The organism is Prosthecobacter fluviatilis (assembly GCF_042655725.1).
Lineage (GTDB): Bacteria > Verrucomicrobiota > Verrucomicrobiia > Verrucomicrobiales > Verrucomicrobiaceae > Prosthecobacter > Prosthecobacter fluviatilis.
On the sequence record NZ_JBHSMQ010000001.1, the window covers coordinates 75,327 to 101,762 of the forward strand.

Annotated in this window: 14 protein-coding genes and 1 tRNA gene; 9 read left to right on the plus strand and 6 right to left on the minus strand. The window is 60.3% G+C overall.

The window, feature by feature from the left end; all coding sequences use genetic code 11:
• Positions 1 to 26: 26 nt before the first annotated feature.
• The 3 genes from ACFQDI_RS00275 to ACFQDI_RS00285 all read right to left on the minus strand — a co-directional run bounded on the left by ACFQDI_RS00275 (position 27) and on the right by ACFQDI_RS00285 (position 5,178).
• Positions 27 to 2,513 carry a DUF1592 domain-containing protein gene (locus tag ACFQDI_RS00275; protein ID WP_377162197.1) on the minus strand — a complete coding sequence of 829 codons (2,487 nt, stop codon included), beginning with the start codon at positions 2,511 to 2,513 and terminating at the stop codon, positions 27 to 29.
• A 5-nt stretch (positions 2,514 to 2,518) separates the two neighbouring features.
• Entirely contained in the window at positions 2,519 to 3,790 is a 1,272-nt protein-coding gene (locus ACFQDI_RS00280; RefSeq protein WP_377162199.1) for a DUF1552 domain-containing protein, read from the minus strand.
• A gap of 65 nt (positions 3,791 to 3,855) precedes the next feature.
• Positions 3,856 to 5,178 carry an alpha/beta hydrolase gene (locus ACFQDI_RS00285; protein WP_377162201.1) on the minus strand — a complete coding sequence of 441 codons (1,323 nt, stop codon included), beginning with the start codon at positions 5,176 to 5,178 and terminating at the stop codon, positions 3,856 to 3,858.
• Between the two features lie 101 nt (positions 5,179 to 5,279).
• On the opposite strand from ACFQDI_RS00285, the gene ACFQDI_RS00290 reads away from it, so the two are divergent.
• From ACFQDI_RS00290 to ACFQDI_RS00305, 4 genes are all read left to right on the plus strand, one after another.
• A complete protein-coding gene (locus ACFQDI_RS00290) occupies positions 5,280 to 6,071 on the plus strand; it encodes a 3-keto-disaccharide hydrolase (protein ID WP_377162203.1) in 792 nt (263 codons plus the stop codon).
• A gap of 13 nt (positions 6,072 to 6,084) precedes the next feature.
• The gene (locus tag ACFQDI_RS00295) at positions 6,085 to 7,578 is read left to right on the plus strand and encodes a sulfatase family protein (RefSeq protein ID WP_377162205.1); all 1,494 of its coding nucleotides are present in this window, start codon (positions 6,085 to 6,087) and stop codon (positions 7,576 to 7,578) included.
• 89 nt (positions 7,579 to 7,667) lie between these two features.
• Positions 7,668 to 12,137 (plus strand): PVC-type heme-binding CxxCH protein, encoded by a 4,470-nt coding sequence (locus tag ACFQDI_RS00300; RefSeq protein ID WP_377162207.1) that lies wholly within the window; start codon positions 7,668 to 7,670, stop codon positions 12,135 to 12,137.
• A 147-nt stretch (positions 12,138 to 12,284) separates the two neighbouring features.
• Complete coding sequence (locus ACFQDI_RS00305; protein ID WP_377162209.1) at positions 12,285 to 15,476, plus strand: PVC-type heme-binding CxxCH protein; 3,192 nt, start codon at positions 12,285 to 12,287, stop codon at positions 15,474 to 15,476.
• 65 nt (positions 15,477 to 15,541) lie between these two features.
• On the opposite strand, the gene ACFQDI_RS00310 is transcribed toward ACFQDI_RS00305, so the two are convergent.
• Together ACFQDI_RS00310 and ACFQDI_RS00315 are read right to left on the minus strand one after the other, a co-directional pair.
• The gene (locus ACFQDI_RS00310; RefSeq protein ID WP_377162211.1) at positions 15,542 to 16,315 is read right to left on the minus strand and encodes an SWIM zinc finger family protein; all 774 of its coding nucleotides are present in this window, start codon (positions 16,313 to 16,315) and stop codon (positions 15,542 to 15,544) included.
• Positions 16,316 to 16,324: 9 nt separating this feature from the next.
• On the minus strand, positions 16,325 to 18,979 hold the full coding sequence (locus ACFQDI_RS00315) for a DEAD/DEAH box helicase (protein WP_377162213.1): 2,655 nt from the start codon (positions 18,977 to 18,979) through the stop codon (positions 16,325 to 16,327).
• 148 nt (positions 18,980 to 19,127) lie between these two features.
• Here ACFQDI_RS00315 and ACFQDI_RS00320 point away from each other — a divergent pair, with 148 nt between their 5' ends.
• The 5 genes from ACFQDI_RS00320 (at position 19,128) to ACFQDI_RS00340 (ending at position 24,218) form a co-directional block, all read left to right on the plus strand.
• Positions 19,128 to 22,649 (plus strand): DEAD/DEAH box helicase, encoded by a 3,522-nt coding sequence (locus tag ACFQDI_RS00320; RefSeq protein ID WP_377162215.1) that lies wholly within the window; start codon positions 19,128 to 19,130, stop codon positions 22,647 to 22,649.
• A gap of 114 nt (positions 22,650 to 22,763) precedes the next feature.
• Positions 22,764 to 22,839: transfer RNA gene (locus ACFQDI_RS00325), tRNA-Ile, on the plus strand.
• Between the two features lie 82 nt (positions 22,840 to 22,921).
• Positions 22,922 to 23,125, plus strand: a complete 204-nt coding sequence (locus ACFQDI_RS00330) for a hypothetical protein (protein WP_377162217.1) — start codon at positions 22,922 to 22,924, stop codon at positions 23,123 to 23,125.
• 162 nt (positions 23,126 to 23,287) lie between these two features.
• Positions 23,288 to 23,440 carry a hypothetical protein gene (locus tag ACFQDI_RS00335; RefSeq protein WP_377162219.1) on the plus strand — a complete coding sequence of 51 codons (153 nt, stop codon included), beginning with the start codon at positions 23,288 to 23,290 and terminating at the stop codon, positions 23,438 to 23,440.
• A gap of 145 nt (positions 23,441 to 23,585) precedes the next feature.
• Entirely contained in the window at positions 23,586 to 24,218 is a 633-nt protein-coding gene (locus ACFQDI_RS00340) for a hypothetical protein (protein ID WP_377162221.1), read from the plus strand.
• Positions 24,219 to 24,242: 24 nt separating this feature from the next.
• On the opposite strand, the gene ACFQDI_RS00345 is transcribed toward ACFQDI_RS00340, so the two are convergent.
• Positions 24,243 to 26,090 carry a serine/threonine-protein kinase gene (locus ACFQDI_RS00345; protein WP_377162223.1) on the minus strand — a complete coding sequence of 616 codons (1,848 nt, stop codon included), beginning with the start codon at positions 26,088 to 26,090 and terminating at the stop codon, positions 24,243 to 24,245.
• Positions 26,091 to 26,436: the final 346 nt, after the last annotated feature.

Sequence of the window (26,436 nt, forward strand, 5' to 3'; positions counted from 1 at the left end):
AAATTCCCTTTGCAGACAGCCAACGATCACCGCGAGCGAAACACCTCGCTCATCAGGCATTCGACGATGAGCGCATTCAGGCCGAGGCCCTGCTTTTTCACCTTGTCGTGCAGCTTGTCGATGATGAAGTCGTCATTCAGCTCCATCGTGCGTCCTGTGGTGTAGGTCAGTACCTGGCGGATGAGATGGCGGCTGAAAAGATCGGCGCGCGTGTCGTAAATGACCTTCTTGAAGCTGGTGAAGTCAGTGTAGGTCTCGCCGGAGGGGAATTCGCCGGTGGTGTCGATCTTGGGCGCAGGAGTCTTCTTGTTCACCTGCGGGTACTTGGTGCGCCAGCGCCCGACGGGGTCGAAGGATTCAAGGCTGAAACCGAGGGGGTCGATCTTGCGATGGCATTCAGCGCAGGCGGCATCGGCGCGGTGTTTGGCCAGGCGGTCACGGATGGTGGTGGCTCCGCTGACATCCGGATCGATGGCGGGCACCACATCTGGCGGCGGTGGCGGCGGCACGCCGAGAATGTTTTCGGTGACCCATACACCGCGGGTGACGGGGGAGGTTTCGACACCATTCGCGCTTACTGTGAGCACGGCAGCCATGCCAAGCAGGCCACCACGATGAGCCTCGCCTTTGAAGCTGACTTTCTTGAAGCCATCGGCCAGGCGCAGGGTCTTTTGCTCGGGCAGGTCGTATAGCTTGGCCAGTTTCTTGTCCACAAAACTGTGATCGCAGTCGATGAACTGGAGGACCGAGCCGTTGGTCTTCAGCAGGTCGCGGAAGAAGAGAATGGCCTCGTTCTTCATCGAGGAGGGCAGGTCCTCCGCATAGTAGGAGCGCACCACCTCGCGCGGGGGCGGCATGCCGCCGAGTTCACGGAGATTCAGCCAGCTGTCCAAAAAGCCGCTGACAAATCCGCTGACGCGTTCATCGGCCAGCATGCGCTGTATCTGCTTTTTCAGCTCGGCGTCCTGTGTCAGCGTGCCGGACTTGGCGGAGGCAAGCAGCGCTGCATCGGGCGGAGCAGTCCATAGGGCGTAGGAGAGACGCGAGGCAAGGTCATAGGGGCTCAGCGCTTTCGCCGACTCTTCCGTGATCTCACTCAGGTAGAGGAAGGAGGGAGAGCACAGGATCAGCTTCAGCGCATCCAGCGCAGCCTGACGAGGTGTGTTTTTTTCAGCCAGCCGCTTTTCATAAAGAGCCTTGATGGGTTTGCGATCAGCGTCAACAAGCGGGCGACGATAGGCCTTCTCTGCAAAGGCATCGAGCTGTTCCAGTGCGCGCTCTGCTTGAAAGCCGTCCTTGCCAAATACGGCGATCTCCTCGGCTCCACCTTTCTCTTCATGCACAGGGCCGTTGATCTTGATGTCGCTGATGCGGATGTGCGGCAGCTTGCCTTCCAGCAGGATATGAGCACGGCCGACGCCAGATGAGCCCACATCTGCCTTGAACTCGTCTTTGTAGCGTTTGTTGATCGTCACCACCGAGGCGCGGGATTCGTACGGGCCGTTGGGGAAGATGAAGCGGGGAGTCTGCCCGGCCTCCAGCCACACGCGGAATTTAAATACGGTAGGCGTGTTGTCCGGCACCACAGCGCTGGCAAGCAGCGGCTCGATGGCCTGCGGATAATGGATGTGGCCTTTGGTGACATCTCCCGGCACGACTCCGAGGATGAAGGGCTCGGAGAAGTCGATGCCAAAAATGGCGGGGTCATAGTGCGTGTCTCGATGCAGCGCGGCGGCCTCTACCTCGATATCGTAAAGGCCGGAGACGGGCACGCCCTGCTTGAAGTCCTCGATATGGCCGTAGCCGCCCTGACGAGTGTCGGTATTCGGTTGCTCGTAGAGGCAGAGGTAGCGGAAGTTGAAGGCGGATTTGTGGGAGCCCTGCAGCTCTTCGTACTGCACAAAGTGGCTGTTGAAATGCCAGTTTTTCGGCTCGGTGGCGGGCTTGCCCAGACGTGTTTCGACGAGGCGGTTGGCGGACTGGAAGTACTGGTCCACCAGGAAGCCCGAGGTCACCAGGGACTTGCCGATGTTGTCCATGTGCTGGCTCGTCTTTTCCTTCGGGAAGTCGGCCGTGAGGCCCAGGGTGTCCACACGGCGGCCAAACAGCACGGCGAGGGTGTTTTCATACTCGCGGCTGGAAAGGCGGCGCATGACCGTGCGGCTGCCCGTGCTCTGGAATTTGCCGTAGGCCGCCACCGTGCCATCGCGCAGGGCGCGGATCATGGCTATGCGCTCGTCATCGCTGGGCTGGTCCGCCTTTTTCGGCGGCATCTCCTTCAGTGTGAGTTGGTCGATGATGTCGCGCGCGTCGATGAGGTCCGGTACGGACTTCAGCGGCAGCGCGAATTTCTCAAACGCACGGTCACCCTTCTGCACATCGGCGTCATGGCACTCCAGGCAGTACTTTGCGAGAAACTGCTGGGCGAGCTTGGGCGCATCGTCTGCCGCATGAACGGTGGTGAGGAGCGCGAGAGAAAGCAGCGCGCCAGAGCGAACTATCGGAGCCGTCATGCTCATCACGAGAAGCGGCCCGTGCTGTTGCCAAAGGAGTCCGTCTCCACACCCATCTTTTGCGCGATGTCCACAAAGAGATTGCACAGCGGCACTTTGTTGATGCCCTCGCGCGGCACTTCGCGGAATTCGCCATGCTTGTAGCCACCGCCTGCCAGGAGGATGGGCAGATCGGAGTTCTTGTGAGAGTTGCCATCGCCCATGCCGCTGCCAAAGATCGCGGTGGTGGAGTCCAGCAGAGAGCGGTCTCCGTCGTTGATCTTGGAAAGACGGGTGATGAATTTGCCGAAGTGCTCGATCTGGTACTTCTCCAGCGTGATGAGGCTGGCGATGGCCTCTGGGTCATTGCCGTGGTGGGAGAGGCCGTGCCAGTCCTTCTTGATGCCGAGATGCTGAGGCATGAAATCGCCGCCGATTTCCAGCGTGGCGATGCGTGTGCTGTCTGTCTGCAGGGCCAGAGCGATCAGTTCATACAGGATCGGAAGATCCTCCACGGCATTGTGATTCGCAGGCTTTTCAAAGGGGGCTTTGGGCTTCGTCTGGCTGACCCAGCGCTGGCGCAGCTCCAGTCGCTTCTCCACGTCGCGTACGGAGGTGAGGTATTCATCCAGCTTGTCCTTGTCCTCCTTGTTCACGCGCTTGGAGAGGCGATTGGCCTCATCCAGCACGGAGTCGAGAATGGAAGCCTGCACCTGGTTTTCCTGCACGCGGCGTGCCTGGCGCTCCTTGGAGTCGCTGACAAAAAGCTTTTCAAACAACTGGGAAGGATTGGTCACGGGTGGCACACGTACGCCCGACTTGGTCCAGGCGATCTGGCAGCCGCCGTGGATGCCGCCTTCTGAGCCAACGGTCAGTGAAGGGAAGCGCGTCTCAAAGCCGATCTCGTCGGCGAGATACTGGTCAATCGTTACATTGCCATCCGGGCGGTTTTGCGCCTCGGAGTTCAACACGCCAGAAAGGAAGGAATGCACGGCGAAGTGGCCGCCCTTCACGCCATGATCGAGGCCACGAAAGACCGTCATGTGATCGCGGATGTCCCACAGCGGCTCCAGCAGTGTGGTCTTCTCATAGTCGCGCCCCTTGGTGGTGGGAAAAAGCTGCTTGGTCTGGTAACCCAGCAAATTGCCCACGGCCACAAACCTGCGCGCTCCAGCCCCTGCGCCCTTGGCCGCCTTGATGGCGGAATTACCACCCACATTCGCGGCCATGAGGGAGGGGAGTCCTGGCAGGGCCAGCGAGGTGCCCAGGGATTGGAGGATAAAACGGCGTCTGTTCATGATTTGGGGGTGCTGGCTAATACGTAGCCAGAGCCCCCCGTGTTGCAGCAGGAAACACGCCCTTTTTACTTGGATTTGAGCCCGGCGGTGTTGACGGCTATGACGCTGTACCTGTGCTTTTTTCCCTTCTCGGCCTTGCCGTCTGTGAAGCGCATCTCCACCAGCGGGTTGGCCGGGGTGTCGCTGTATTGCAGCCCTTGGAAAATGGGGCGGCCAAAGGGATTTTTTGGCTGCTCGGGCACGGTGGCGATCTGCTTGCCATCTCGCATGATGATAAAATGAGCCAGGCCGCTTTCGAGGTCGGCTTCTGCCTTCCAGGTTAATACGCCGTCTTTCACCCGCAGTTCCGCAGGGGACGGAGGTGGCGTGCTGTCCTTCACCGCCGTGTCCTTGGTGTAGGTCATCCAGGCCTTTGCGACGGAATATCCAGGCAGCCACATGGCTTTGGTTTTGTCTCCTTCATACTCAGCCGCAGGCACGGCCTTGCTGCCTAGCAGCGGGGCCAGCCAGGCGTTTTTCTTCGGCATGGGCAGCAGGGCACCACCTTTTTCGTCCGGCAGGCGTTCGCTGAGGCAGGCATCCAGCCAGCGGATGGTAAAATAGCGCTGGTTGCCGCACTCATGTGCGGTGAGAGGATCGACCGAGACACCGATGAGGCCGCCCTTGGCACGCACTTCAGCAAAGAATTTTTCATTGGCCGTCCACGCTCCTGCAAAGCGGCCTTCCTTGACAGTCACTCCCTCCTTGGTGCCGAGATTGCACATGATGGGGACTTGGGTGATGGCTTCCGGCAGCTTGTAGGCCTTGATCGTGGGCCGGGTGGGGTTCTCTTCCAGCAGCGGCACGCCGGAGCGCAGGCAGGCGGCGGCGACGCGCTCGGGGTGCAGTATCGTCATGCCTCCGCACCAGTGCCCGCCACCGCTGTGGCCCCAGAGTGCCCATGGCACTTTGGCCAGTTCGGGATGGCCGGATTTTGCGCCAAGATCGACGAGGGCTTTCTGGAAAGCTTTGCCCGAGCCATTGCGCGGGTCGCACCACATCTGGCAGTCCGCCTTCTCCGGCTGCTCATAAGAGGGGGCCAGCAGGGCGCAGTCGTGCTTTCGGGCCAGCGCCTGCCAGTGCAGGTCAAAGGCTCCTGTGAGGCCGGATTTGCAGGAGCCCTCCCCGCAGCCATGCTGATGCACGATCACCCCGCGCAGATTTCTGATGCCCGGCGGCACCCACACGGTGTAGTTTACGGGAAAGATCAGTTCTCCAGGCGTTGCCGAAGCCTCATACCGCACGCGATAGTAGGGCGGATTGGCCGCAGGAAAGACATCATAGGGAGCCTGCTGTGCCAGCAGAGGGGCAGTGAGCGCCAGGAGGGAGAGTAGGGCAAGTGAACGCATGGGAGCAAACCTACAGCGGATGAACCGAGAAAGTTGCACACATGAAGAGAAACCAGCCTGCCGCGCTCGTTTCCACTCTTCCGACCGTTTGTACCTCCTCCATGAAAATTCCCGCGCTTCTTTCCCTCCTCATTTTCGCCAGTGCTGTTTCCGCTGAAGACGGCTTCACCTCCCTTTTCAACGGCAAAGACCTCACAGGATGGGATGGCGACCCCAAGCTCTGGAAGGTGGCAAACGGGGAAGTCATCGGCACCTGCACTGGCCCGGACTCCATGCCACACAACTCCTTCCTCATCTGGCGAGGCGGCGAGGTCAAAGATTTCGAACTTCATGCCACCGTGCGGGTGGAGGGCGACAACAACTCCGGCATTCAATACCGCAGCCGCGAGCTGCCCGAGGTAGCCCCATGGGTCATCACCGGGTATCAGATCGACATCCACCCTGCCACCGAGCACACTGGCATGACGTATGAGGAGAAGGGGCGCGGCATTTTCGGGCTCAACGGCACCAATGTCCTGCTCGATCCCGCTGGCGCACTCTGGAAGCTCTCCACCCATGAGCTGGTGAAGGTGGACGTCTCGCAGTGGAATGAGTACACCGTCATCGCCCGTGGAAACCACCTGGTGCACAAGATCAATGGCAAGATCACCTCCGAGCTGACCGACTGCGATGAGAGCAAGCGCTCGCTTGCAGGTCTGCTTGCCATCCAGCTTCATCGCGGCAATCCCAACAGCGTTCACATCAAAGACGTCCGCCTCAAGCTGCTGCCGGTAGAGGCACCACAGCCTTTTGATGCTGCCAAGCTCCCCGCAGGTGCGGAGAAAATCGAGAAGCCCCGCACCAAGAGCCCGCAGGGCACCGGACCGGTGCTGTCACCGACCACCAAGAAGTGATCTGCATACGCCTATGAAACACCTGCACGCTCTCGCCTTTCTTGCCTGTCTCGGTGCTTCATCCGCGGCGGAGCCACCGCCCAATATCATCCTCATGATGGGGGACGACCATGGCTGGGAGGAGACCGGCTACAATGGACATCCGCACGTGAAGACGCCAGTGCTCGATGACATGGCCGCAACGTGTTTACGTTTCGAGAATTTTTACGCCGCCCATCCGAGCTGCTCGCCCACACGCGCCAGTTTCATGACGGGCCGCCACCCAAACCGCATGGGCACCTTCAATCCCGGTTTCTCCGTCCGACCGGAGGAGATCACCGTCGCAAAGATCCTTGCCAAAGCCGGCTACCACTGCGGCCATTTCGGCAAGTGGCACCTCGGTCCGGTGAAGGCGGAGTCGCCCACGAGTCCGGGCGCGATGGGCTTTCACGAGTGGGTGTCGCATGACAACTTCTTCGAGATCAACCCATCTCTCTCACGCAATGGTGGCCCTCCTGAAATCATCCAGGGCGAAAGCTCCGCTGTTGTCATCGACGAGGCCATCAAGTTCATTGACCGGTCCCGCAAAGAAAAGCAGCCCTTCTTCACCGTGGTGTGGTTCGGCTCGCCGCATGAGCCCTACAGCGGCCTGCCGGAGGATCTGGCGCTGTATGATGATCTGCCGGCCAAGTACAAAGACAAGAAGGTCAGGCTCACCTCCAACGCAACCGGCGGCACGACGACACGCCCGCAAGGTGAGGTGCTGCGCGAGCGCTATGCCGAGATCACCGCCATGGACCGTGCCATCGGCACGCTGCGAAAGCACCTGGCCACCAGCGGCCTGCGCGACAACACATTGCTCTTTTACTGCGGGGATAACGGCACCTCTGCCGATGGCTCGCTCGTGCTGCCTCATCGTGGTGTGAAGGGGCAGGTCTATGAGGGAGGCGTGCTCGTCCCCGGTCTCATCGAATGGCCCACGCGCATTCCGAGACCGCGCAACACGAAGGTGCGCGCTACAACCAGCGATCTCCTGCCCACGCTCTGCACCCTCACCGGACAGCCGCTGCCGGACCGTCCCATCGATGGCACCGACCTCATGCCTGTGATTGATGGGAAGACAACAGAACGCCCCAAGCCGATTTGGGTCTGGCAGTTTGACACCTCCCATCTCAAAAAGACGGAACCTTACATTGATCCCAGTCTGCAGGAAGGCACCACCCCGCTGGCGAAAAAAGCGGGCGGCAAAGCGACGCGTGATTTCAGCAACTTCCGCCACCCGGAGATCACAGAAAGCGACTACCTCGGGCCGCGTGCGATCATCGATGGCCATTACAAACTGGTGGTGCACGAGCAGAAGAAGACCAGAGAAGTGAAACAGGAACTCTTCGATCTCGCCGCAGATCCCGCTGAAAAGACCAGCGTCTTTGATCAACAGCCCGACATCGCCAAAAAGCTGCAGGCCGAACTTCACGACTGGCAGCAGTCCGTGCTGAACAGCCTCACCGGTGCGGACTACCGCAAGTAGGGATATCACTTGTCTCCAAAATATATTGTCCGGTTTCGCTGCCCACCGCGAGATACCACACCGCAACTCCACGTTTGCTCCGACCTGTTATGACCAACCCAGCCGCTCTTATCCTAACCTTGTTTTCGCTCGCGACCTTCGCGAGCGCCGCACCACTCGTCTTTGAAGGCACGGAAGGGCCCGGCAAGGGCAAGCACATCGTCTTTCTGGCCGGAGATCATGAATACCGCTCCGAGGAATCACTGCCCGCCATCGCTCGCCTGCTGGCCAAACACCAGGGCTTCAAATGCACGGTGCTGTTCGACATCAACAAAGACGGCGAAATCGTAGCAGGCGAGGTTCCCAACATGCCAGGCATGGAGGCGCTGGACACGGCGGATCTTGCAGTTGTCTTCCTGCGCTTTCAGCAGTTGCCGGCGGAGCAGATGAAGCACTTTGATGCTTACCTGGCTCGGGGAGGCCCCGTGGTGGGTCTGCGCACCGCCACGCATGGCTTCAAAACGACGAAGGATGATCCCTACGCGAAGTATTCGTTCGACAGCAAGGTGCCGGGCTATGAGCTGGGCTTCGGCCATCAGGTGCTCGGCCAGACCTGGGTGGGCCACTACGGCACCAACCACAAGCAGAGCACTCGCATCGCCATCGTTCCTGACAAAGTCACCCATCCCATCCTTCGCGGCGTGAAGGACATCTGGGTGCAGGCGGGCGGCTATGTGGGCAAGCCCACAGATGGCGAAATCCTGACCATGGCCCAGCCACTCAATGGCATGACGAAGGATTCGCCTGCAGACACCACCAAGCCGCCGATGCCTAGCGAATGGACGCGCACCTACAAGTCCTCCTCCGGCAAAACCGGCCGCGTCTTCACCACACTCTACGGCACCTCGGAAGACATCACCAATGAAGGCTACCGCCGCATGGTGGTGAATGGCATCTTCTGGGCGCTCGGCCTTGAGGACTCCATCAAGCCTGACCTGGACGTTTCATTCGTCGGTCCTTTTGAGCCCAACACCTTCTCCGGAGGCGGCTACGCCCGTGGCGTGAAGCCGGAAATGTATGCAGGCTACGCCTCGGTCATCCCCGCAAACCACAATACCAAAGGCCCCGCCAAGAAGCAGGAAGCCAAGCCCGCCGCAGCAACAACTGGCGCAGCCGCCAAAGTGACCACCGCCACTGGCAAACCCGCACGTTACGTGCGCATCGAAATTCCGGGAGACAAACGCTGCCTGCAAATCGCAGAGATCGAATTGATGAGCGGCGGCAAGAATGTGGTCAAGGGCGGCAAGGCTTCGCAATCTACCACGACCAATGGCGGTGTGCCGGAACGCGCCTTTGATGGCAACAAGAGCCCCGATTGGGGTAAGGGCGGCCAGACTCATACGAAAGAGAACCAGCCGAATCCTTGGTGGGAAGTGGACCTGGGCTCCAGCCAAGCCATCGACACGGTCAACCTCTGGAGCCGCCAGGGCTTTTCGGACCGCCTGGGTGACTTCACGCTTTCGCTGCTCGATGAATCCCGCAAACCGGTGTTTGAGATCCAAAACGTCGCTGGACCAGAATCGATGACCATCGATGTGAAAGGCGGTGGCAAGCTGACCTACCTGACTTTCGACGGCAAGCCCGGCAAACCTGCGGTGAAGTCCGGTGGCGGTGGGGCTCCGGCTGTCAAAGAGCCCGAGCTGGCCGAAGTGCCCGCAGATTACAAGGACCCGTCTCCCTTCGCCTTTGGCAAAGGAGAAGTCGTGGCCATCCTCGGCAACGCACTGCCGGACCGCATGCAGCATGACGGCTGGATGGAGACGCTGCTGCAAAGCCAGCTCCCGGACCTGCAGGTGCGCTTCCGCAACATGAGCACCAGCGGCGACCGCCCCAACAACTACCCACGCAGCAGTGGCGCCACACACATGACCGACTACCTTCGCCACGTGAAGGCGGATGTGGTCTTCGGCTTCTTTGGCTACAACGAATCCTACGACAACAAGCCGGAGGAGTTTCAGAAGCAGCTCGTCGAGTTCGTGAAAAAGACTCGTGGCAGCAAAGCCAACGGCAAAACCTTCCCGCGCATCGTCCTCTTCAGTCCCATCGCCCATGAGGACACGCACAATGTGAACGTGCCGGACGGCAAGGCAAACAATGCCCAGCTCGAGGCGTACACCAAAGCCACCGAGGCTGCGGCCAAGGAAGCCGGCGTGGCCTTTGTGGATCTGTACCATCCCTCCCTGGAGCTGTTCAAGGCCGCCAAGGAGCCGCTGACCATCAATGGCGTGCATCTTTCCATCGAAGGTGACCGCCAGCTCGCGGAAGTGATTGCCAAGGCTCTGCTCGGCAAGCCGGTGAGCGCCTCCGCCTCCATGGAACCGCTGCGCGAAGCCGTGATGGACAAAGACCTGCACTGGTACAACCGCTACCATGCCTCCGACGGCAATGACGTCTGGGGCAGCCGCTCCACGCTGAGCTTTGTGAATGACCAAAACAACGCCGTGGTGCTGCAGCACGAGCTATCCATGCTGGACGTGATGACCGCCAACCGCGACGAGCGCGTGTGGGCTCGCATCAACGGCGGCGACAAGAAGATCGACGACAGCAATGTGCCGAAGCCCGTTCCCGTGATCTCCAACGTGGGCGGCGGCAGCAAGAGCAGCAGTGCTCAGAAGGAAGGCACGCTGAAATACATCAGCGGTGAGGAGGAGCTCAAGAACATCGCCATTAGAAAGGGCTTCGAGATTCACCTCTTCGCAGAGGAGTCACGCTTCCCGCAGATCGCCAATCCGGTGCAGATGCAGTTCGACACCAAAGGTCGCCTGTGGGTGGCCGCCTGGCCCACCTATCCGAAGTGGGAACCGCTCAAGGAGATGAACGACGCCTTGGTCATCCTGCACGATGACAACAACGACGGCAAAGCCGACCGCGCCACGGAGTTTGCCCGTGTGCAGAATCCGCTGGGCTTTGAGTTCTGGAACGACGGCGTGCTAGTCACACGTCAGTCGGAGATCCTTTTCCTCAAGGACACCGATGGCGATGACAAGGCGGACGTGCAGACCATCATGCTCATGGGACTGGACAGCTCCGACACCCACCACGGCGCCAACAATCTCATCTACGGCCCGGATGGCGGCATCTACTGGCAGAGCGGGGTCTTCATGCAGCACAATTACGAGCACCCCTGGGGCCCCTCGCTGAACACCGGAGCTTCGGCCATGTATCGCTTCGATCCGCGCCGCTTCACCATCGCCCTGCACGCGATGAATTCTCCGAATCCGCATGGCACCTCCTTTGACTACTGGGGCTACCAGTACGCCACGGACGGCACCGGTGGTCGCGCCTACCAGGTGCGTCCTGAAGGCAGCGGCTTCAAAATGTACGAGCTCCTCAAAAAGGAAGTACGCCCAGTGACCGCGAGCGAGGTCGTCAGCAGCACGCACTTCCCGGATGAAATGCAGGGAGACTTCCTCATCTGCAACGTCATCGGCTTCCTTGGGGTGAAGCATTACCACCTCGAGCGCGATGCCGAGAAAGGCACCGTCTGGGGCGAACCTGCAGGCGATGAACTCACCGTGAAAGTCACCCAGGCCGACGGCAGCGAAACCACTGAGACCTCACGCGGCTTCCTCATGAGCGGCGACAAAAACTTCCGCCCCAGCGACGCCGTGTTTGCGCCCGATGGCTCGCTCTATCTGAGCGACTGGCAGAACGTCATCATCGGCCACATGCAGCACAACGTGCGTGATCCGAACCGCGACCACACCCACGGCCGCATCTACCGCATCACCGCCACCGGCCGTCCGCTGCAGAAGATCGTGCCCATCGACGGACAGCCGATTCCCGCGCTGCTGGAAAACCTGAAGCATCCCACGGACAGCATCCGCCATCGCACCCACATCGAGCTGAGCGAGCGCGACACGAAAGAAGTCATCGCTGCCACGCAGGCTTGGATGAAGCAGTTTGACCCAGCTAAAAAAGAAGACGCGCATCACCTGCTCGAAGCGCTGTGGATTCATCAGCAGCACAACGTGCGAAATCTGGAGCTGCTGGGCCAGCTTCAGAAATCCCCCGAACTGCATGCCCGCAACGCGGCCAATGTGGTGCAGCACCTGTGGTTCAATGTTGAGGCCTCCATGCATGGCGGCGTCATCGCCGCCGAGGTCGAGGAGAAAGCCAAGAAGTCAGGCATCCTCAGCGATACCCCCGAACTCACCACCATCCGCATCGCCACCGTGCCGGAGCGCATGATGTATGATGTGAAAGAGCTCACGGTGAAGTCCGGCAAGAAGGTGAAGCTCACTTTTGCCAACCCCGACTTCATGCCTCACAACATCCTGCTGGTGAATCCCGGCAAAGCCGATGAAGTCGCCACACAGGCCATGGCTCTCGGAGCCAAAGGCTTCGAAACCGGTTTCATCCCCGACAACAAGGACATCCTCTGGCACAGCAAGCTGCTGGACAACGGCAAGGAGCAGGTGATCGAGTTCACCGCACCCGCCAAGCCCGGCGACTACCCCTACATCTGCTCCTTCCCCGGCCACTACCTCATCATGCGCGGTGTGCTGCATGTGAAGTAAGGCGCGCTCGGAAGTAATCGGGGCATTGCTGCCCCGTCAGGAATCTAGAAACAAGGCGGGCCAGAAATGGCCCGCCTTTTTTGTCCGGTCACACCTCCTCATGGGAGATAAAAGAACTGCCGTCCCACGTTCCTTTGCATCCGCCTTATGACCAAGCCAGCCGCTTTCCTTCTCGCCCTCGCACTTGTTTCAACGTGCGCTGTAGCTCAAAACACAAAGGCGGCCCGTAATCCGATCATGGCGCTCAATCCGCTGGACGCCAAAAACACGGACACCGGCAAACCTGCGCCGCCTGAAGATCCGGCGCTGGCCAAATATTACATGGAGGAAAAGACCGCTCCGTTGCCCCCGGTTGCGACTGCGGTAGACACGACGCTGCCTCTCACGCTGCAGAAAGGCGACCATGTGGTGTTCATCGGCAACACGCTGTTTGATCGCGGCGCTCAGTTCCCACATTTTGAGGCCATGCTCCTCAAGGGGCACTCAGACAAGCAGCTCGTGGTTCGCACCCTGGCATGGTCCGCAGACGAGGTTGATCTCATGCCACGCCCCACGAACTTCGGCACACTGAACCAGCACCTGCATGCGCAGAAGGCCGATGTGATCTTCGCCGCCTTTGGCTTCAATGAATCCTTCAGCGGTCTGGAAAAACTGCCAGACTTCAAACTGCGCCTCACCGCTCTTGTTCAGGAGCTCAAAACGCATGCCTACAATGGCAGGTTCGCACCGCGTGTGGTGCTGGTGTCACCGATCGCGAATGAAAATGTCAAAGGCGTGCCAGCGGCAGACATGAACAACACACGCCTCGCCGCCTACACCAAGGCGATGGGGGAAGTGGCTGCCGCTGAGAAGGTGGGCTTTGCCAATGTGTTTGAGCCCATGCTGCCTGCGATGAAGGGCCTGACCTTTAACGGGGTTCATCTGGAGGATGCAGGCTACGCAGTGCTTGGCGAGGCTCTGTATCGCGCCACCTTCGATGTCAGCGCACCCGAGACAACCCCAGAACTGCGCGCCGCCATCGCAGATCGCAACCGGCAGTTTTTTCAGCGTTACCGCCCATTAAACGGGTTCTATTACACTGGCGATCGCAACAAGGACTACGGCTATCTCGACTTCCTGCCCGCCATGCGCAGCTTTGACATCATGGTGGCCAATCGCGACCAGCGCATCTGGGCCATTGCTAAAGGTCAGAGCTTTGCCGGCAAAAAAGTGGATGATGCCAACGTGCCCGAAATGCCCGCCACCAAGGAGAGCAAGGGGGCGAATGAATGGATGACACCCGCGAACGAACTCGCCGCCTTCAAAGTGGACCCGCGCTTTGAAGTGAACCTGTTCGCCAGCGAAGAGCAGTTCCCCGAAATTGCCAATCCCATTCAGATCCGCTGGGACACGCGCGGGCGCATGTGGGTCAGCACCTCCCAGGCTTACCCGCATCTCTACCCCGGCCAGGAACCCAAGGACCGCCTCATCATTCTTGAAGACACGGACAACGACGGCCGAGCCGACAAATCCACCGTGTGGGCAGACAACCTCTACATCCCTCTGGCCTTCGAGTTTGGAGGCGGCGGCGTCTATGTTTCCGACGAGCCACACCTCACTTTTCTCAAGGACACCGATGGCGATGGCAAAGCGGACTTCTCCCGTCAGGTATTCACCGGCTTCGGCACGGAAGACTCCCACCACGCACTGCATGACTTTGTCTGGAGCCCCGATGGCGATCTCATCATCCGCGACTCCATTTTCCTCCACTCCCAAATTGAGACCGCCTACGGCCCCGTGCGTCTGGACAACTCCGGCTGGTTCCGCCTGCGCACCGATACTCAAAAGCTCAGCACCTTCGGCAGCTACCCCAGCACCAATCCTTGGGGTGTAACCTTCGACGACTGGGGCCACCACATGGCCAGCCATCCCATCTTCGCCAGCGCCTTCCACGCCACCAATCCGCCCTATCCCGAGCAGCATCCCGGCGCCGGCAAAATGCCTGCTTACTCCGGCACCTGCGGCCAGGAGTTTGTGGACTTCGATTTCTGGCCGCAGGAGCTTCAGGGAGGATTCATCAAGGCGCGCTACAAGCCCACCAACAACATCGAGATGCATCAGTGGGTCGAGATGGACGACCACTATGAGGAAAAGAAGCTCGGCGATCTCATCTTCTCCACCAACCTCAGCTTCATCCCCACGGACGTAAAGGTGGGGCCACGCGGAGACTTCTACATCTGCGATTGGTACAACCCCATCAAAGGCCACGCTCAGTACTCCCTGCGTGATCCACGCCGCCTGCGCACCAGCGGCCGCATCTGGCGTATCGTGCCAAAGGGGGCCAAGCTGGCTGAGCCACCCACGGTGGCGGGCGCACCCATTCCGGCGCTGCTGGAACTTTTGAAGAGCCCGCATTACCGCTGGCGCTACCAGGCCAAACGTGAGCTCCATGAGCGCTATGCCCACGATGTGAAAATGGCACTCGATGCATGGGTGGCCAAGCTTGATCCGAAGGACGCACGTTTCCGTCATCATCAGCTTGAGGCGCTGTGGACGAACCGCACGATCAGCACCGAAGACAGGGGTCTGCTCAAGGAGTTGCTCAACTGCGAAGAGCACCACGCCCGTGCCGCTGCCACGACCCAATTGCGCTATGTCGATCTGCCAGATCGCATCGCGCAACTTCGCGCCCGTGCGAATGATGAAAACGCCCTCGTCCGCATGGAGGCCGTCATTGCCGCCAGCTACATCGGCACCGCCGAAGCACTCGATGCCGTTCTGCCAGTGCTCGACAAACCCATGGGCGAGCACCTGACCTACGCCGTGCGCACTTCGCTCGGTAGCGAGGCTCTCTCACGCCACTGGAAGGCCGGCGAGAATCCCCAAATCACCGCGTTCATGAACGCCTTTGCTGCCAGCTACAAGCGAAGCGCCTTCGAAAAGAAAAAGACCGTCGAGGAAACCACCTTCGACAAACAACCTGGCGTCGCCAAAATCACCATCAACTGCGTCCGCGAGCGCATGCTCTTCGACAAAACCGAATTCAGCGTCAAAGCAGGCCAGCCCGTCAGCCTCGTCTTCAACAACCCCGACGCCACTGCGCACAATCTTGCCATCTGCAAACCCGGCAGCGTGGAGGAGATCGGCCTCGCCGGAAACGAAATGGCCAAAGATCCCGAAGGCATCAAAAAGGACTTCATTCCCCCCACGGACAAGATCCTCCACCACACCAAGCTTCTGAATCCCAACGCAGCCGAAACACTGCGCTTTACCGCCCCCAAGGAGCCCGGAGACTATCCCTACCTCTGCACCTTCCCCGGTCACTGGGTCATCATGCGCGGAGTCATGCTCGTCAAGTAACCGAGGCATTCCTGCCCCGTCTGGACATGGAGCGGCGAAGCAGAGACGGGCCTGGAATAGCCCGGTTACTTCATTTTCTTCTTCGCTGCTTTTTTGGCGGGCTTCGCTTTGACGAGGGCTGGTTCTTCGATGGGGATCTCTGTCGCGAGATCAATCCCAAAGATGGCCGACAAATCAGCTCCAGTGAGCTCGCCTGAATCCGCCGAGAGTTCGGTGATCGCCGCATTGCTGGCATTGGAAAGCAGCTCCGCCTGATCCACGCCACGCAGGGTGAAAAGCAGCTCCGGCTTTGTGTCCAGCAGCACACCCACCCCATACAGCACGGCGGCGACATGCTTGCACATGTCCGCATGGTCAGGGCAGGAGCAGTTAAATCGGATCTCCTTCGGCTTGGGAAACAGCCCCTCATCAGGAGCCGTCAGCACTTTCATCAGGCCGTCGCCCAGCTTACCCGCCAGCAGATCCAGCATGGAGCCCACCTGTCCGGCGCTTGATTCCACGATCTGCATCCACTGTTCCTTGGGCAGCGGTTTGATGGTGACACTCGTGTCATACAGCTCCGATCCCGCCACTACCGCACTCAGGTTTCCGGGCTCGATCTCCAGATTGTAAACCTTGCCCTGCCTCAGATAGCTGCGGCCACGCGGCAGCCGCGACTCATAGACCTGATAAGCCTCCAGATTCCGGCACCAGGCCTGCCCCCAGAAAGTCGTGCACAGTTTCTTCTGCCCAGCCGGAGCTTCCAGCGCCTGAAACTTCTCCCCGCGCTTCTTCCGCTTCTCGATTTCTCGTTGCAGCCGCTCTTTGCGCTCCTGCGCATCTTCGTAGTCCCAGGACATGAGCTGTTTCTAAACGACAGCCGCATTCACATCAAGCCTCACCAAATCCAGCAGTTCCTCGGCTCCCATCTCCGTCAGCAGCTTCTCCGCTCCGCCATCCCCGGTGATCAGGTCATGCGCCAGGCTCATCTTTTTCTCGATCAATGCGTCAATGCGTTCCTCGATCGTCCCTTGGCAGACGAATTTGTGCACCATCACATTCTTCTTCTGTCCGATGCGGAAAGCGCGATCCGTCGCCTGATTTTCCACCGCAGGATTCCACCAGCGGTCAAAGTGGATGACGTGGCTGGCTGCCGTGAGCGTCAGCCCGGTGCCACCGGCTTTCACACTGATGACCATGAAGGGCGGCCCTTCGGGCTGCTGAAAGCTTTCCACCAGCTGCGGGCGCTTCTTCACCGCCGTCCCGCCATGCAAGATCAGCCCTTCTCTGCCAAAGATCTTCGCCAGGAATCTCGCCAGAGGATCACAGGTTTCCTGAAATTGCGTGAAGATGAGCGCCCGTTCACGGCGCTCCGCCAGTTCGCCGCATATCTCCGCCAGTCGCGCAAACTTGCCGCTGTCTTCCGGATTCCAGGCACCATCGCCGTTCCAGTGGCTGGGGTGATTGCAGATCTGTTTAAACTTCAGCAGAAAGCCCAGCACCTGCCCCTGTCGCTTGATGGGCTCCATGCTCTTGTCCACCAGCATCTTGGCCAGCTGATCCACCAGCTTCGCGTAAATGGTGGCCTGCCGCTTAGTGAGTCCGCAGAAGGCCTTCGTTTCAATCTTCTCAGGCAGGTCGGTGATGATGCTCCTGTCCGTCTTCATGCGCCTCAGGATGTAGGGCTGCACCAGTCGCCGCAGGGGTGCATAGCCCTCGCTGCTTTGGGCGCATCGCTTCACCGCATCCGCAAAAGCGCCGGAACTGCCGAGCAGTCCCGGATTGAGAAAATCAAAGAGGCTCCATAAATCGCCCGGTCGGTTCTCCACCGGCGTGCCGGTAAGAGCCACGCGTGCCGGGGCCTGCAGGTTCTTCACTGCCTTCGCGCTGCCACTGCCGGGATTTTTGATCGCCTGCGCCTCATCCAGAATCACCATGCTCCACGCGTGCTGCTGCCAGGAGTCGTTACGTTGCAGAAACTGATATGTGGTCAGCATGGCATCATACCCACGCAGAGCCTCGGCAGGCCGCTTCACCGCATAGTCCAGCTCCTCGCGGGCGGTCTGCGACGGGTGTGCAATGAAAAGCCTCAGATCAGGCGCAAACTTCGCCACCTCAGCCCTCCAGTTGCCCACCAGAGAGGCGGGCACGATCAGCAGCCCCGGTGCCTTCGCTTCTCTTTGCCGTGCCAGCAGCAGCGCGATGACCTGCAGCGTTTTGCCCAGCCCCATGTCATCCGCCAGACAGGCGCCGAGCCCGAGTCGCGTCATGAATTGCAACCATGAAAAGCCCTTGAGCTGATACGGGCGCAACGTGGCGCAGAGATTCGGCGGTGGCGGCGAGGCAGCAGGATCGCGCATCTGCTCGAGCATCGTTGCGAGATTCTTGCCCGCCACGATGTCGCTCCACTCATGCACCCTTTGCGTGCTTTCCTCTTCCACGGCTTGCAGTCGCGGATCAAAGCCCGCCAGCATGCGCATCCCTTCGAGAAAGCCGATGCCCCCTTCACCGGTGGCATGCTGCACCCGCTCCCAGTGGGACATCACCTGCTGGAGCTGTGCACCGTCCACTTCCACCCAGCGGCCACGGAGGGAAACCAGGCCAGTGTCTGCACTCAGCAGTTTCTCCCACTCCGCATCAGTCAGCGGCTCGCCATCCATGCTGGCGCTGATCTTAAAGCTCATCAGCGCACCCACATGGAGGGAGGCCTGCTTGGGCGCATCAATCGTCACCGCCACGGCCGGGCGCGGCCCTTTGCCGCTGCGCCACCAGTCCGGCAGCTTCATGACGATGCCGCTTTCCTGAAACACGGCCGTGTCTCGCAGCACGCGAAAGGCCTCCTGCGGAGACATCGCCATGGGCTGAAAGAGCCGCTTCGTCTCCAGCCACTCGCGCAGCAGCTTGGATTTCTCCGCTGCAGTACGCACCGGCTCCAGCAGGGCGTTCAGCGCCGCCTGATCCTTCTGCCCGGCATAAAGCTGGAGGGCTCGCGCCAAGGGGAGATGCTGAGGCTGGCCAGTAGCACTGAGCTTTTCCGTAAAGGTGGCCAGAAAGGCGAAAGGCCGCTGCGTGTCCGTCTTGTTTTCGGCGAGATGGAAGGTCACACGTCCCACGGCATGCCACGCTGGGCAGGTCTCCCGCAGCCAGGTTTCCACCCCCTGCGCCTCAGACTGCTGGCCAATGTGCTGCGCCAGATCCAGCCACCAGCGTTCCAATCCCTCGGCGGTGAGATATTCCGCTCCAGGGAAGGGGGGAGCGGCTGAGATTAAGGCCTTGCGCTCCTCTATTGAGGGCGGCGGTGTGGCCAGGGCATCCCTGGTCTGGCACAGACGGGTGAAAAACTGCCCGGCATAGCTCCGCAGCCAGCGCCACGGCGGCTCCAGTTCAGCCGTTAGCAGGTCGGTGCCGAGCATTTGCAAAATGGCGGCTGGCAAGCCCGCTGCGGCGAGTTTTCTCACCGATGCCGACTCGGCCTCACCTGCGCAGGTGAGAAATCCTTCCGGGGTGAGGGCTGGGGCAAACATGAGGCAGGTTTCTCTGGACGAATGATCTACCGTGCACAAGCGGCGATGATTCAGAAAAAAACGTCGCAACAGCGCTTTTCAACGGGGTTCGGCCTGCTAACGTCCCGGTTCCCCCGCCGCAATCCGGCGCGGGTGTTTTTCACCACGCATGTCCAGCCTCATCACTGATCTTCCCATCCTGCTCCGTCCGTTTGATGCCCGCACCCGCCAGGAGGCGGAGCGCTTGGTGGATGACGATGCCGTAAGGGGGCTGGAGTTGCTGGAGGATGAAATGATGGCCGAAGTCCGGCTGGATGACCGCCCCGCCCAGGTGCGCTGGCTGCGGGGAGCGCATGGCTGGCACGGTGAGACTGACGTCGATGATGACGAGACGCTGGAAAACCTGGCCCTGTGCACCACGCTGGTGGCAGTCCAGCGCCGCGAAGCCCGGGGAACACTGCCGATGGTTCCAGTGGAGGAAGAGGACTTTGAGCAGCAGCTCACCGCCAAACTCGAGCGCCCGCTGACGCCAGACGAGGAAAATTACCTGAGCAAGATGGAGAAGCGCTATGAGCGCGTGCGCCTCACCGGGAAAATTTTTGACCAGGACATGGTTCGCCTGCACCCGAAATGGGCGATCCAGAGCCTTGAGCCCGTGGCTTTGTGGCCGGAAGCCCCCAAGTCCCTGCGTGAGTTCTGGAACTACATCGCACTGGCGCTGGCTGACAAGGGCCTGGCCGTTCCGGCATTTCTTCGCGGCATGTCCGACATCGAAGGCACACGTGAAGCTCTGCGCGAATGGCGGCATGCCAGCACTGTGCCCACCTGGCAGAAGCGCATTCGGGAATTCATCGACGCACGGCAGGATGACCGTCACACCCACCGCCAGCCGCCACGCGTGTGCGATTTCAGGCTGCTCATCACCGTCAATGATGCACGTCTGCAACTTCGTCAGGAAGGTGAAATTCCTTCGCCTTACATCACGGTTGACGCCGCGCTGCTTGACAATCTGCGGCGCGAACATCGCGACGGACGCATTGTGACTTCGGGCAGTTCGGAGCTGCTGTTTGTCTCCTGTCTGGCTCAGAGTGATGAGAACTGGAACGACTCCTTCCGTCTGGAGAGCAAGCACCATGCCCAGTGGCTTGCGACACTGTTCCAGCAGCCGGCTCTTCAGGAACGAATGATCACTCTGGATGAAGCCCCGTTTCACCGTGTGGCTGAGCCTCTGATCTGGGCGGCACGCCTGAGCGAAAACGGGCTGAACCTCACCTTGCAGCTCGAAAGGCCGGACGGAACGCCCGCGCCTCTGCCTCTGCGCATTCTCCGCGGGGTGCAGACCTTCTACCTGAGCGCTGACACCCTGTTCAGCGGCCCCGTCTGGCTTCATGATGAGTCCAGGGTTGACGCGGGCATCACCATGCCGCTGGAGGCGCTGGCCACGGCAGAGGGCATCTCCTTCATGCGCGAGATCGACATTCCGGTGCCGGATGCGATCAAAAGCCGTGTGCGTCATGAAGACCTGCATGTGAAGATTTCCGCTGCCTGCCAGGCCAAGACCTCACACTCCAGCGGTGCAGAGTTCGTCACTTTCAAGGCCGAGGCCGTCGATGCCGAAGGCCGGGTGCGCGAGACGCTGCGCTTTTCTGGCTGGCAGCCTGCAGATGAAAAAAAAACGGCTGAGGGAGACGACACCATCGTCTGCCGTGACCGCCGTGCCCTGAGGGAAGCCGAGGAGCTCATGAACCAGCTCCGTCGCACCTGGGACATGGAAAATGACGCCTGGCGTGTGCGCATGGCGAAAGATTTTCCTGACATGTTTCACAACTGGGCGGCCCAGTTGCCTGAAAACGTGAGCCTCAAGACAGATGAAAGCCTGCAGACCATCCTGGCAGATCCGCTCATCGCTCGCGTGCGCTTGGAGGCCACACAGGCAGGCAGCATTGACTGGCTGGACCTTCGGCTTGTGTTTGACATCGAGGGCATGGACCTCAAGCCGGCTGACATTCGCCGCCTCATCGCTGCGAAAGGTGACTTCGTGCGTCTGGCAGACGGCTCCTGGCGCCGTGTGAAGCTGGAGCTGAGTGAAGAGCAGCAGGAAATGCTCGACCGCCTGGGGATCGACCTCAATGAGCACAGCGACGAGGCGCACCGCATGCACTGGAGGCAGCTCGCGCAGGAAAATGCGGCTGAGATCGTCAATCCGAAGGCATGGGGCAAGATCGTCGAACGCATGGAAGAGGCGAAGCTGGATGCGCGTCCGCCGGTGCCCGAGGGATTGAATGTCACGCTGCGCCCCTACCAGGTTGAGGGTTTTCATTTCCTGACCTACCTCACTTCAAACCGCTTTGGCGGCATCCTGGCAGATGACATGGGTCTGGGCAAAACCCTGCAGGCCATCACGTGGGTGCTGTGGCTGCGCTCGCGCAAAAAAGCTGACGGCCCGCATCTGCCCGTGCTCGTCGTCTGCCCGAAGTCCGTGCTGGATGTCTGGGCGCTGGAATTCAAGAAGGGCTCGCCAGACCTGCGCGTGCTCGTGCTGCATGACCGCGACCTTTTTGACATCAATCTGGTGATGACCCAGATAGACGTGGTGGTGATGAACTACGCTCAGATGCGTGGCTTTGATGGAGAACTGGCCGCCGTGCGCTGGCTTGCCGCCATCCTCGACGAAGGCCAGCACATCAAGAACCCGGACTCCAAGGCCGCAAAATCCGCACGTCAGATCCGCGCAGACAACCGTCTGGTGCTGACCGGCACGCCGCTGGAAAACCGGCTGCTGGACCTGTGGAGCCTCATGACCTTTGCCACGCCTGGGGCGCTGGGTGAGCGCGCCTACTTCCACCGCCACTTTGACCGCCGCAAAGACCCACGTGCCTCGGAGCGGCTTGCCGCACGTTTGCGTCCTTTCCTGCTGCGTCGTACAAAATCCCAGGTGGCCCGCGATCTGCCCTCCCGCAGCGAGGAAAACCTGCTCAGCGAAATGAGCGGCCGTCAGGCTGAGCTCTACAAAGAAGAGCTGGCCCGCGCGCAGCACATGGTGCTGAACAGCTCCGGCTTTGACATGGTCAACCGCCGCCGGTTTGCCATCTTGCAGGCGCTGACGCGCTTGCGCCAGATCTGCTGCCACCCCGGCCTGATTGACAAAAGTGCCGAGAATGAGGAGAGCGCCAAGCTCACCTCCACGCTGGAGCTCATCCAGGGGCTGCACGACGAAGGGCACAAGGTGCTGCTCTTCAGCCAGTTCGTCTCCATGCTGAAAATCATCCGCAACAAGCTGGAGGAGATGAAGCTGCCCTATCACTGGCTCACCGGGGCCAGCACTGACCGTGCAGGCATTGTCAAAGCTTTCCAGGAGGATGAAAACGCCAGCGTGTTTCTGCTCTCCCTCAAAGCGGGTGGCAGCGGTCTGAACCTCACCTCTGCGTCCTACGTCATCCTCTACGATCCCTGGTGGAACCCCGCTGTGGAAAATCAGGCCATCGACCGTGCGCACCGTATCGGCCAGACGCAGCCGGTCATGGCCTACCGAATGCTGACAAAGAGCACCATCGAGGAGAAAATCATGACCCTGCAGCACAAGAAGAACCTGATGATCAGCAACGTCCTGGGCGAAGGCGGCTTCACCAACCTGCTGCAGAAGGAAGACTTCGACTTCCTGTTTGATATCGAGGCGGAACGGACTGTTTAAACAGATCAGGAGTATCAATGCCTGAACATGTCCTTGGTCCTCCCTCCCATTTAGTCAAGACCACCAGTTGCCGCACGCTCAGGGCGATGCATAGTGTGCGCCCTCCGTGCGCACGCTCCTGTAGCTCAACGGTTAGAGCAGGGGACTCATAATCCCTTGGTTGCGGGTTCGAATCCCACCGGGAGCACCACGGCACAAGACCTGCGCCAGCCGGCGTAGAAAATGCATGATGTTACAGCCCCGTCGCAGCACACTTCCTGATCTGGCTTCTCATGGCCTCCCCTGGTGACACGCCTCTGACTCCAAAGACTGCCGTCGGATTTTTTAATCTGGCCATCGAGGATGCGACTCTGTGCGGCATGGTACTGGGCACTCCGCGCTACATGAGTCCGGAGCAGGCGAGGCTGAACAGCGATGGTGTGGACATCCGCGCGGATGTGTATGCGCTGGGGGGGGGCTGCTGTATGAACTGCTGACGGGGACTACTCCGATTCCAGCCGACGAGGGCAATGAACCGCCTCTGTCCGAACTGCTGGATCAGGTACGGCGCCACGAAACCGAAAAGCCCAGCCTGCGTGTGATGCGCCTGCCCAAGCCGCCAGGCTCCAATCGAACTGGACTGGATAACGCTTCGGGCATTGCAGAAGAACCGCGAGTTGCGCTACCCGACGGTGCTGAATCTGGCCGAGGATGTGCAGCACTACCTGCGCAATGAGCCTGTGTCCGCCGGGCCGCCCGGAATCACGTACCAGCTCAAAAAAAATGGCTGGTCAGAAACCGCGTTGCAGTGAGCACGGCGGTGGCAGTGGCTGTGTCATTGACTGGCGGCACAGCGGCGGGAGGTCCAGCGCCAGATGCTGGAGGCGCATAGCAAGGCCGACCTGGCAATGCAGGTCAGCGCGCAGCTGAAAGACCTGATCACCAACGCTCGCAAGCATGAACACTCAGCTGCTGCGCAAGCTCGCAGACGATTATGCCGCGGGCATGGCGCGTTTCACGAACCAGCCCTGGCTGAAGCGGCAGTGGGAGCTGCTGAAACAGACCGAGGGCGAGAATTTAGAGGAGGTACTGCATGCACTGTACACCCTGGGATGGAGGTGGCTTGGAGAGGTGGAGCCGGAAAACGCGATGAAGGCACTTCGTGAAGCGCTGGCAGGCTACCGGACATTGCCCGCAAACCAAGCGCAGGTGCGTGACCAAATGCTGCGGGTGCGCAAGGAACTGGCACGAGCGCTTTCGCGTTGCGGCCAGCGGCAGGATGCGGCGGCGCTGATGGCCTGGCGTTTGCTGGAGCTCCACAGGCGGCTGGGAGATCTGCTCACAGCCCGCAGTGATTTCGCCTCAGCCCTGGCCGAGTGCGAAACGGCCGCCCATGGGTGGTTCGACAAACCTTCATCGGGACGACCGCCTGAGAAGGAAAGGCTCATTTTTGTGAGCTTCATCAGCTTTTGGAAACTGGCTGCCGAGGCGAATTCGCCCCTGGCAGACGAGCATAAGCTGGCTGAGTGGGAGCGCAGGCAGGAGGAATGGGAGGCAACACGTCAAACCGCTGCGCCTGCGCGGGGGTAAGGAAGTGCTGCAGGAGCGAGAGGCTCAGTCCCGGTTGAACAGGCGGCCGATAGATTTGCCGGCACGCTGAAACAAGTTGGGCTCTTCTTTTGGAGAGGACCTTTTGCGGGATGTGGATGACACTGCCGGTGCAGGTGACTTCCATTCCGGCGCATCTGGCTTGTCCATCAAAGCCATTGAGGCAAGGGTTGGGCCATCCAGCAGGCCGTTCGGAAGAAGTCCATTCTTGGCCTGGTAGAGAATGATGGCATTGTGCGTGCCCTTGCCTTCCTTGCCGTCCTGAGTGGAGCTGTAGAGGGATTTCTCTTTCAGGATGCGCTGCACTTCATACAGCAGGTGGCGGCGGCCAGCTTCAGAGTAGCCGGCCTGTGGCGGAGTGGGAAAGATGCGCTCGATGGACCAGTAGCCTTCGGGAGGCTCAGACACGGGAGGCTGGATCATCGTCCCCGGTGCCGGTGATGTCACAAGTGCGGGGCCTGCCGCTGCAGGCATGGCCAGTGCTGCTGGCTGACCAGGTTGTGCCGGTGGCGCGGGCGCTCCTTGCTGGGTCGGCATGGCGGCGGCTGCAGGGGCGTCTGGTGCAAGACCTGCCGCAGGTGGTGTGGCCGCTGCGATGACTGCGGGTGCAGGATCAGCTGTCGTCGGCATGGCCGCCGCAGGCCCAGGCGCGGGAGGCGCTGCCTGGACAGCAGCTGGATTTGGATGGGGCGCAGGTGTTACCGTGGCCGCAGGTGCATTCGTTTGAGGAGGGGGCGTGAGAGCGGGGGCAGGCGCTGCTGTGCTAGCCAGCGCTGGGCTGGTGGCGGGTAAAGCCTGCGGAGTGGTCGATCTGAAATAATATGCGGCACCTGCTGCCAGCACTGCGACCGCCGCAGCGGCATAAACCGGGACGCGACTCTTGTGCTGAACCGCTGGCTGGATGTAGGGCTGAGTGGTGACGTTGGTTGTAGATCTTAAACCTAGCAGCTCAAGGAGCTTGCCGGCACTCGGTGGGCGTAGATTTGGGTCTTTGTTAAGGCAGGCGGCAATCACCGCCTCCCACTCCTTTGGAATCTGGTCGCTGGCCTTGATCTCCAGCTCCTCACGCCGTTCGACCATGGTGGAAGGAATTTTCGAGGTGAGCTGGGATGGGATGTCCCCACGGTAAAACGGCGGTTTGCCTGAGAGCAGCTCATAGATCGTCGCACCCAGCGAGTACACATCGTCGGTAGGTGCGGGGCGCTCTCCCATGGCCTGCTGTGGGCTCATGTAGGGCAGGGTGCCGCTGACACCGAGCTGGGAAATGGACAGCCGCTGCATGGTGTCAGAGATGCTGCGTGCGATGCCGAAGTCGGCGATCTTGGCCGTGTCATCCATGCTCATGGCCATGATGTTCGAGGGCTTCAGGTCGCGGTGCACGACCTTGCGCTGGAAGTGCGCGTAGTCGAGCGCATCGCAGACGCCAGGTAGCCATTTGGCCACCTGCTCGGTGGTGAACACCCCATGGTCCGTCGTGGCGCGCAGCTCAGAAAGTGTCTTGCCGTTTACAAACTCCATCGAGATGGCCGCCTCATCGTCATCGTCCACGAAATCGTAGATTCGCACGATGTTTGGGTGGGAAAGCTCAAGGCCGCGCCGGGTCTCGGTTTTGAGTTCTTTGATGGCGGTCGGATCAAGGCCAATCAGGCTGGGCAGGAACTTCAACGCCACAGGCCGCTCAAGCTTCAAATCGTCTGCCAGCCAGACCACTCCCATGCCGCCACGTCCCAAAACGCGGGACAGGCGGTAGCGGTTGAAATAAACAGCACCTGCAGAGGGAGTGCGAACCTTGACTGTTTGATCAAAATCAGCCGCTGCGTCTGAAGCCTGATTGCTGGAGTGGGAAAGGTCCATGAAAGAGGGTGGAGCGAGCGGCTATTTTAAGCCGCTGAGCGGGTGTGTCATTTAACTTTTGCTGTGGCGTATTTGCTTTGACCGCCTGCCGGGCTTTTTTGTTGGAGGATTTATGCATCGGGCTTGCCTGCCAAGGCCTTCCTTAAGAGCGCATGGGGGTGCCTCATCATGCAGATGAATGTTTTTTTGATGGCTAAGGAAGCGCGAGATCAGCCGGAGTTTCTCAACGAACTGCCGGTTTTTTGGGGGGAGGAGGGGGTGGCGGGCTTCCAGGTGCTCCGCAGGTTGCTGCCTTCATGGGCCTCATGCTGGCCACTGAAGCGGGGACCGCTGGCGGGCTGCTTGA

What these genes read in the sequence shown, in the direction of transcription:
- ACFQDI_RS00290 (WP_377162203.1), top strand. Translation starts at nt 5,280, where the DNA reads ATGAAAATTCCCGCGCTTCTTTCCCTCCTCATTTTCGCCAGTGCTGTT.
- ACFQDI_RS00300 (WP_377162207.1), top strand. Translation starts at nt 7,668, where the DNA reads ATGACCAACCCAGCCGCTCTTATCCTAACCTTGTTTTCGCTCGCGACC.
- ACFQDI_RS00275 (WP_377162197.1), bottom strand. Translation starts at nt 2,513, where the DNA reads ATGACGGCTCCGATAGTTCGCTCTGGCGCGCTGCTTTCTCTCGCGCTC.
- ACFQDI_RS00315 (WP_377162213.1), bottom strand. Translation starts at nt 18,979, where the DNA reads ATGTTTGCCCCAGCCCTCACCCCGGAAGGATTTCTCACCTGCGCAGGT.
- ACFQDI_RS00285 (WP_377162201.1), bottom strand. Translation starts at nt 5,178, where the DNA reads ATGCGTTCACTTGCCCTACTCTCCCTCCTGGCGCTCACTGCCCCTCTG.
- ACFQDI_RS00340 (WP_377162221.1), top strand. Translation starts at nt 23,586, where the DNA reads ATGAACACTCAGCTGCTGCGCAAGCTCGCAGACGATTATGCCGCGGGC.
- ACFQDI_RS00310 (WP_377162211.1), bottom strand. Translation starts at nt 16,315, where the DNA reads ATGTCCTGGGACTACGAAGATGCGCAGGAGCGCAAAGAGCGGCTGCAA.
- ACFQDI_RS00305 (WP_377162209.1), top strand. Translation starts at nt 12,285, where the DNA reads ATGACCAAGCCAGCCGCTTTCCTTCTCGCCCTCGCACTTGTTTCAACG.
- ACFQDI_RS00295 (WP_377162205.1), top strand. Translation starts at nt 6,085, where the DNA reads ATGAAACACCTGCACGCTCTCGCCTTTCTTGCCTGTCTCGGTGCTTCA.
- ACFQDI_RS00330 (WP_377162217.1), top strand. Translation starts at nt 22,922, where the DNA reads ATGGCCTCCCCTGGTGACACGCCTCTGACTCCAAAGACTGCCGTCGGA.
- ACFQDI_RS00345 (WP_377162223.1), bottom strand. Translation starts at nt 26,090, where the DNA reads ATGGACCTTTCCCACTCCAGCAATCAGGCTTCAGACGCAGCGGCTGAT.
- ACFQDI_RS00320 (WP_377162215.1), top strand. Translation starts at nt 19,128, where the DNA reads ATGTCCAGCCTCATCACTGATCTTCCCATCCTGCTCCGTCCGTTTGAT.
- ACFQDI_RS00280 (WP_377162199.1), bottom strand. Translation starts at nt 3,790, where the DNA reads ATGAACAGACGCCGTTTTATCCTCCAATCCCTGGGCACCTCGCTGGCC.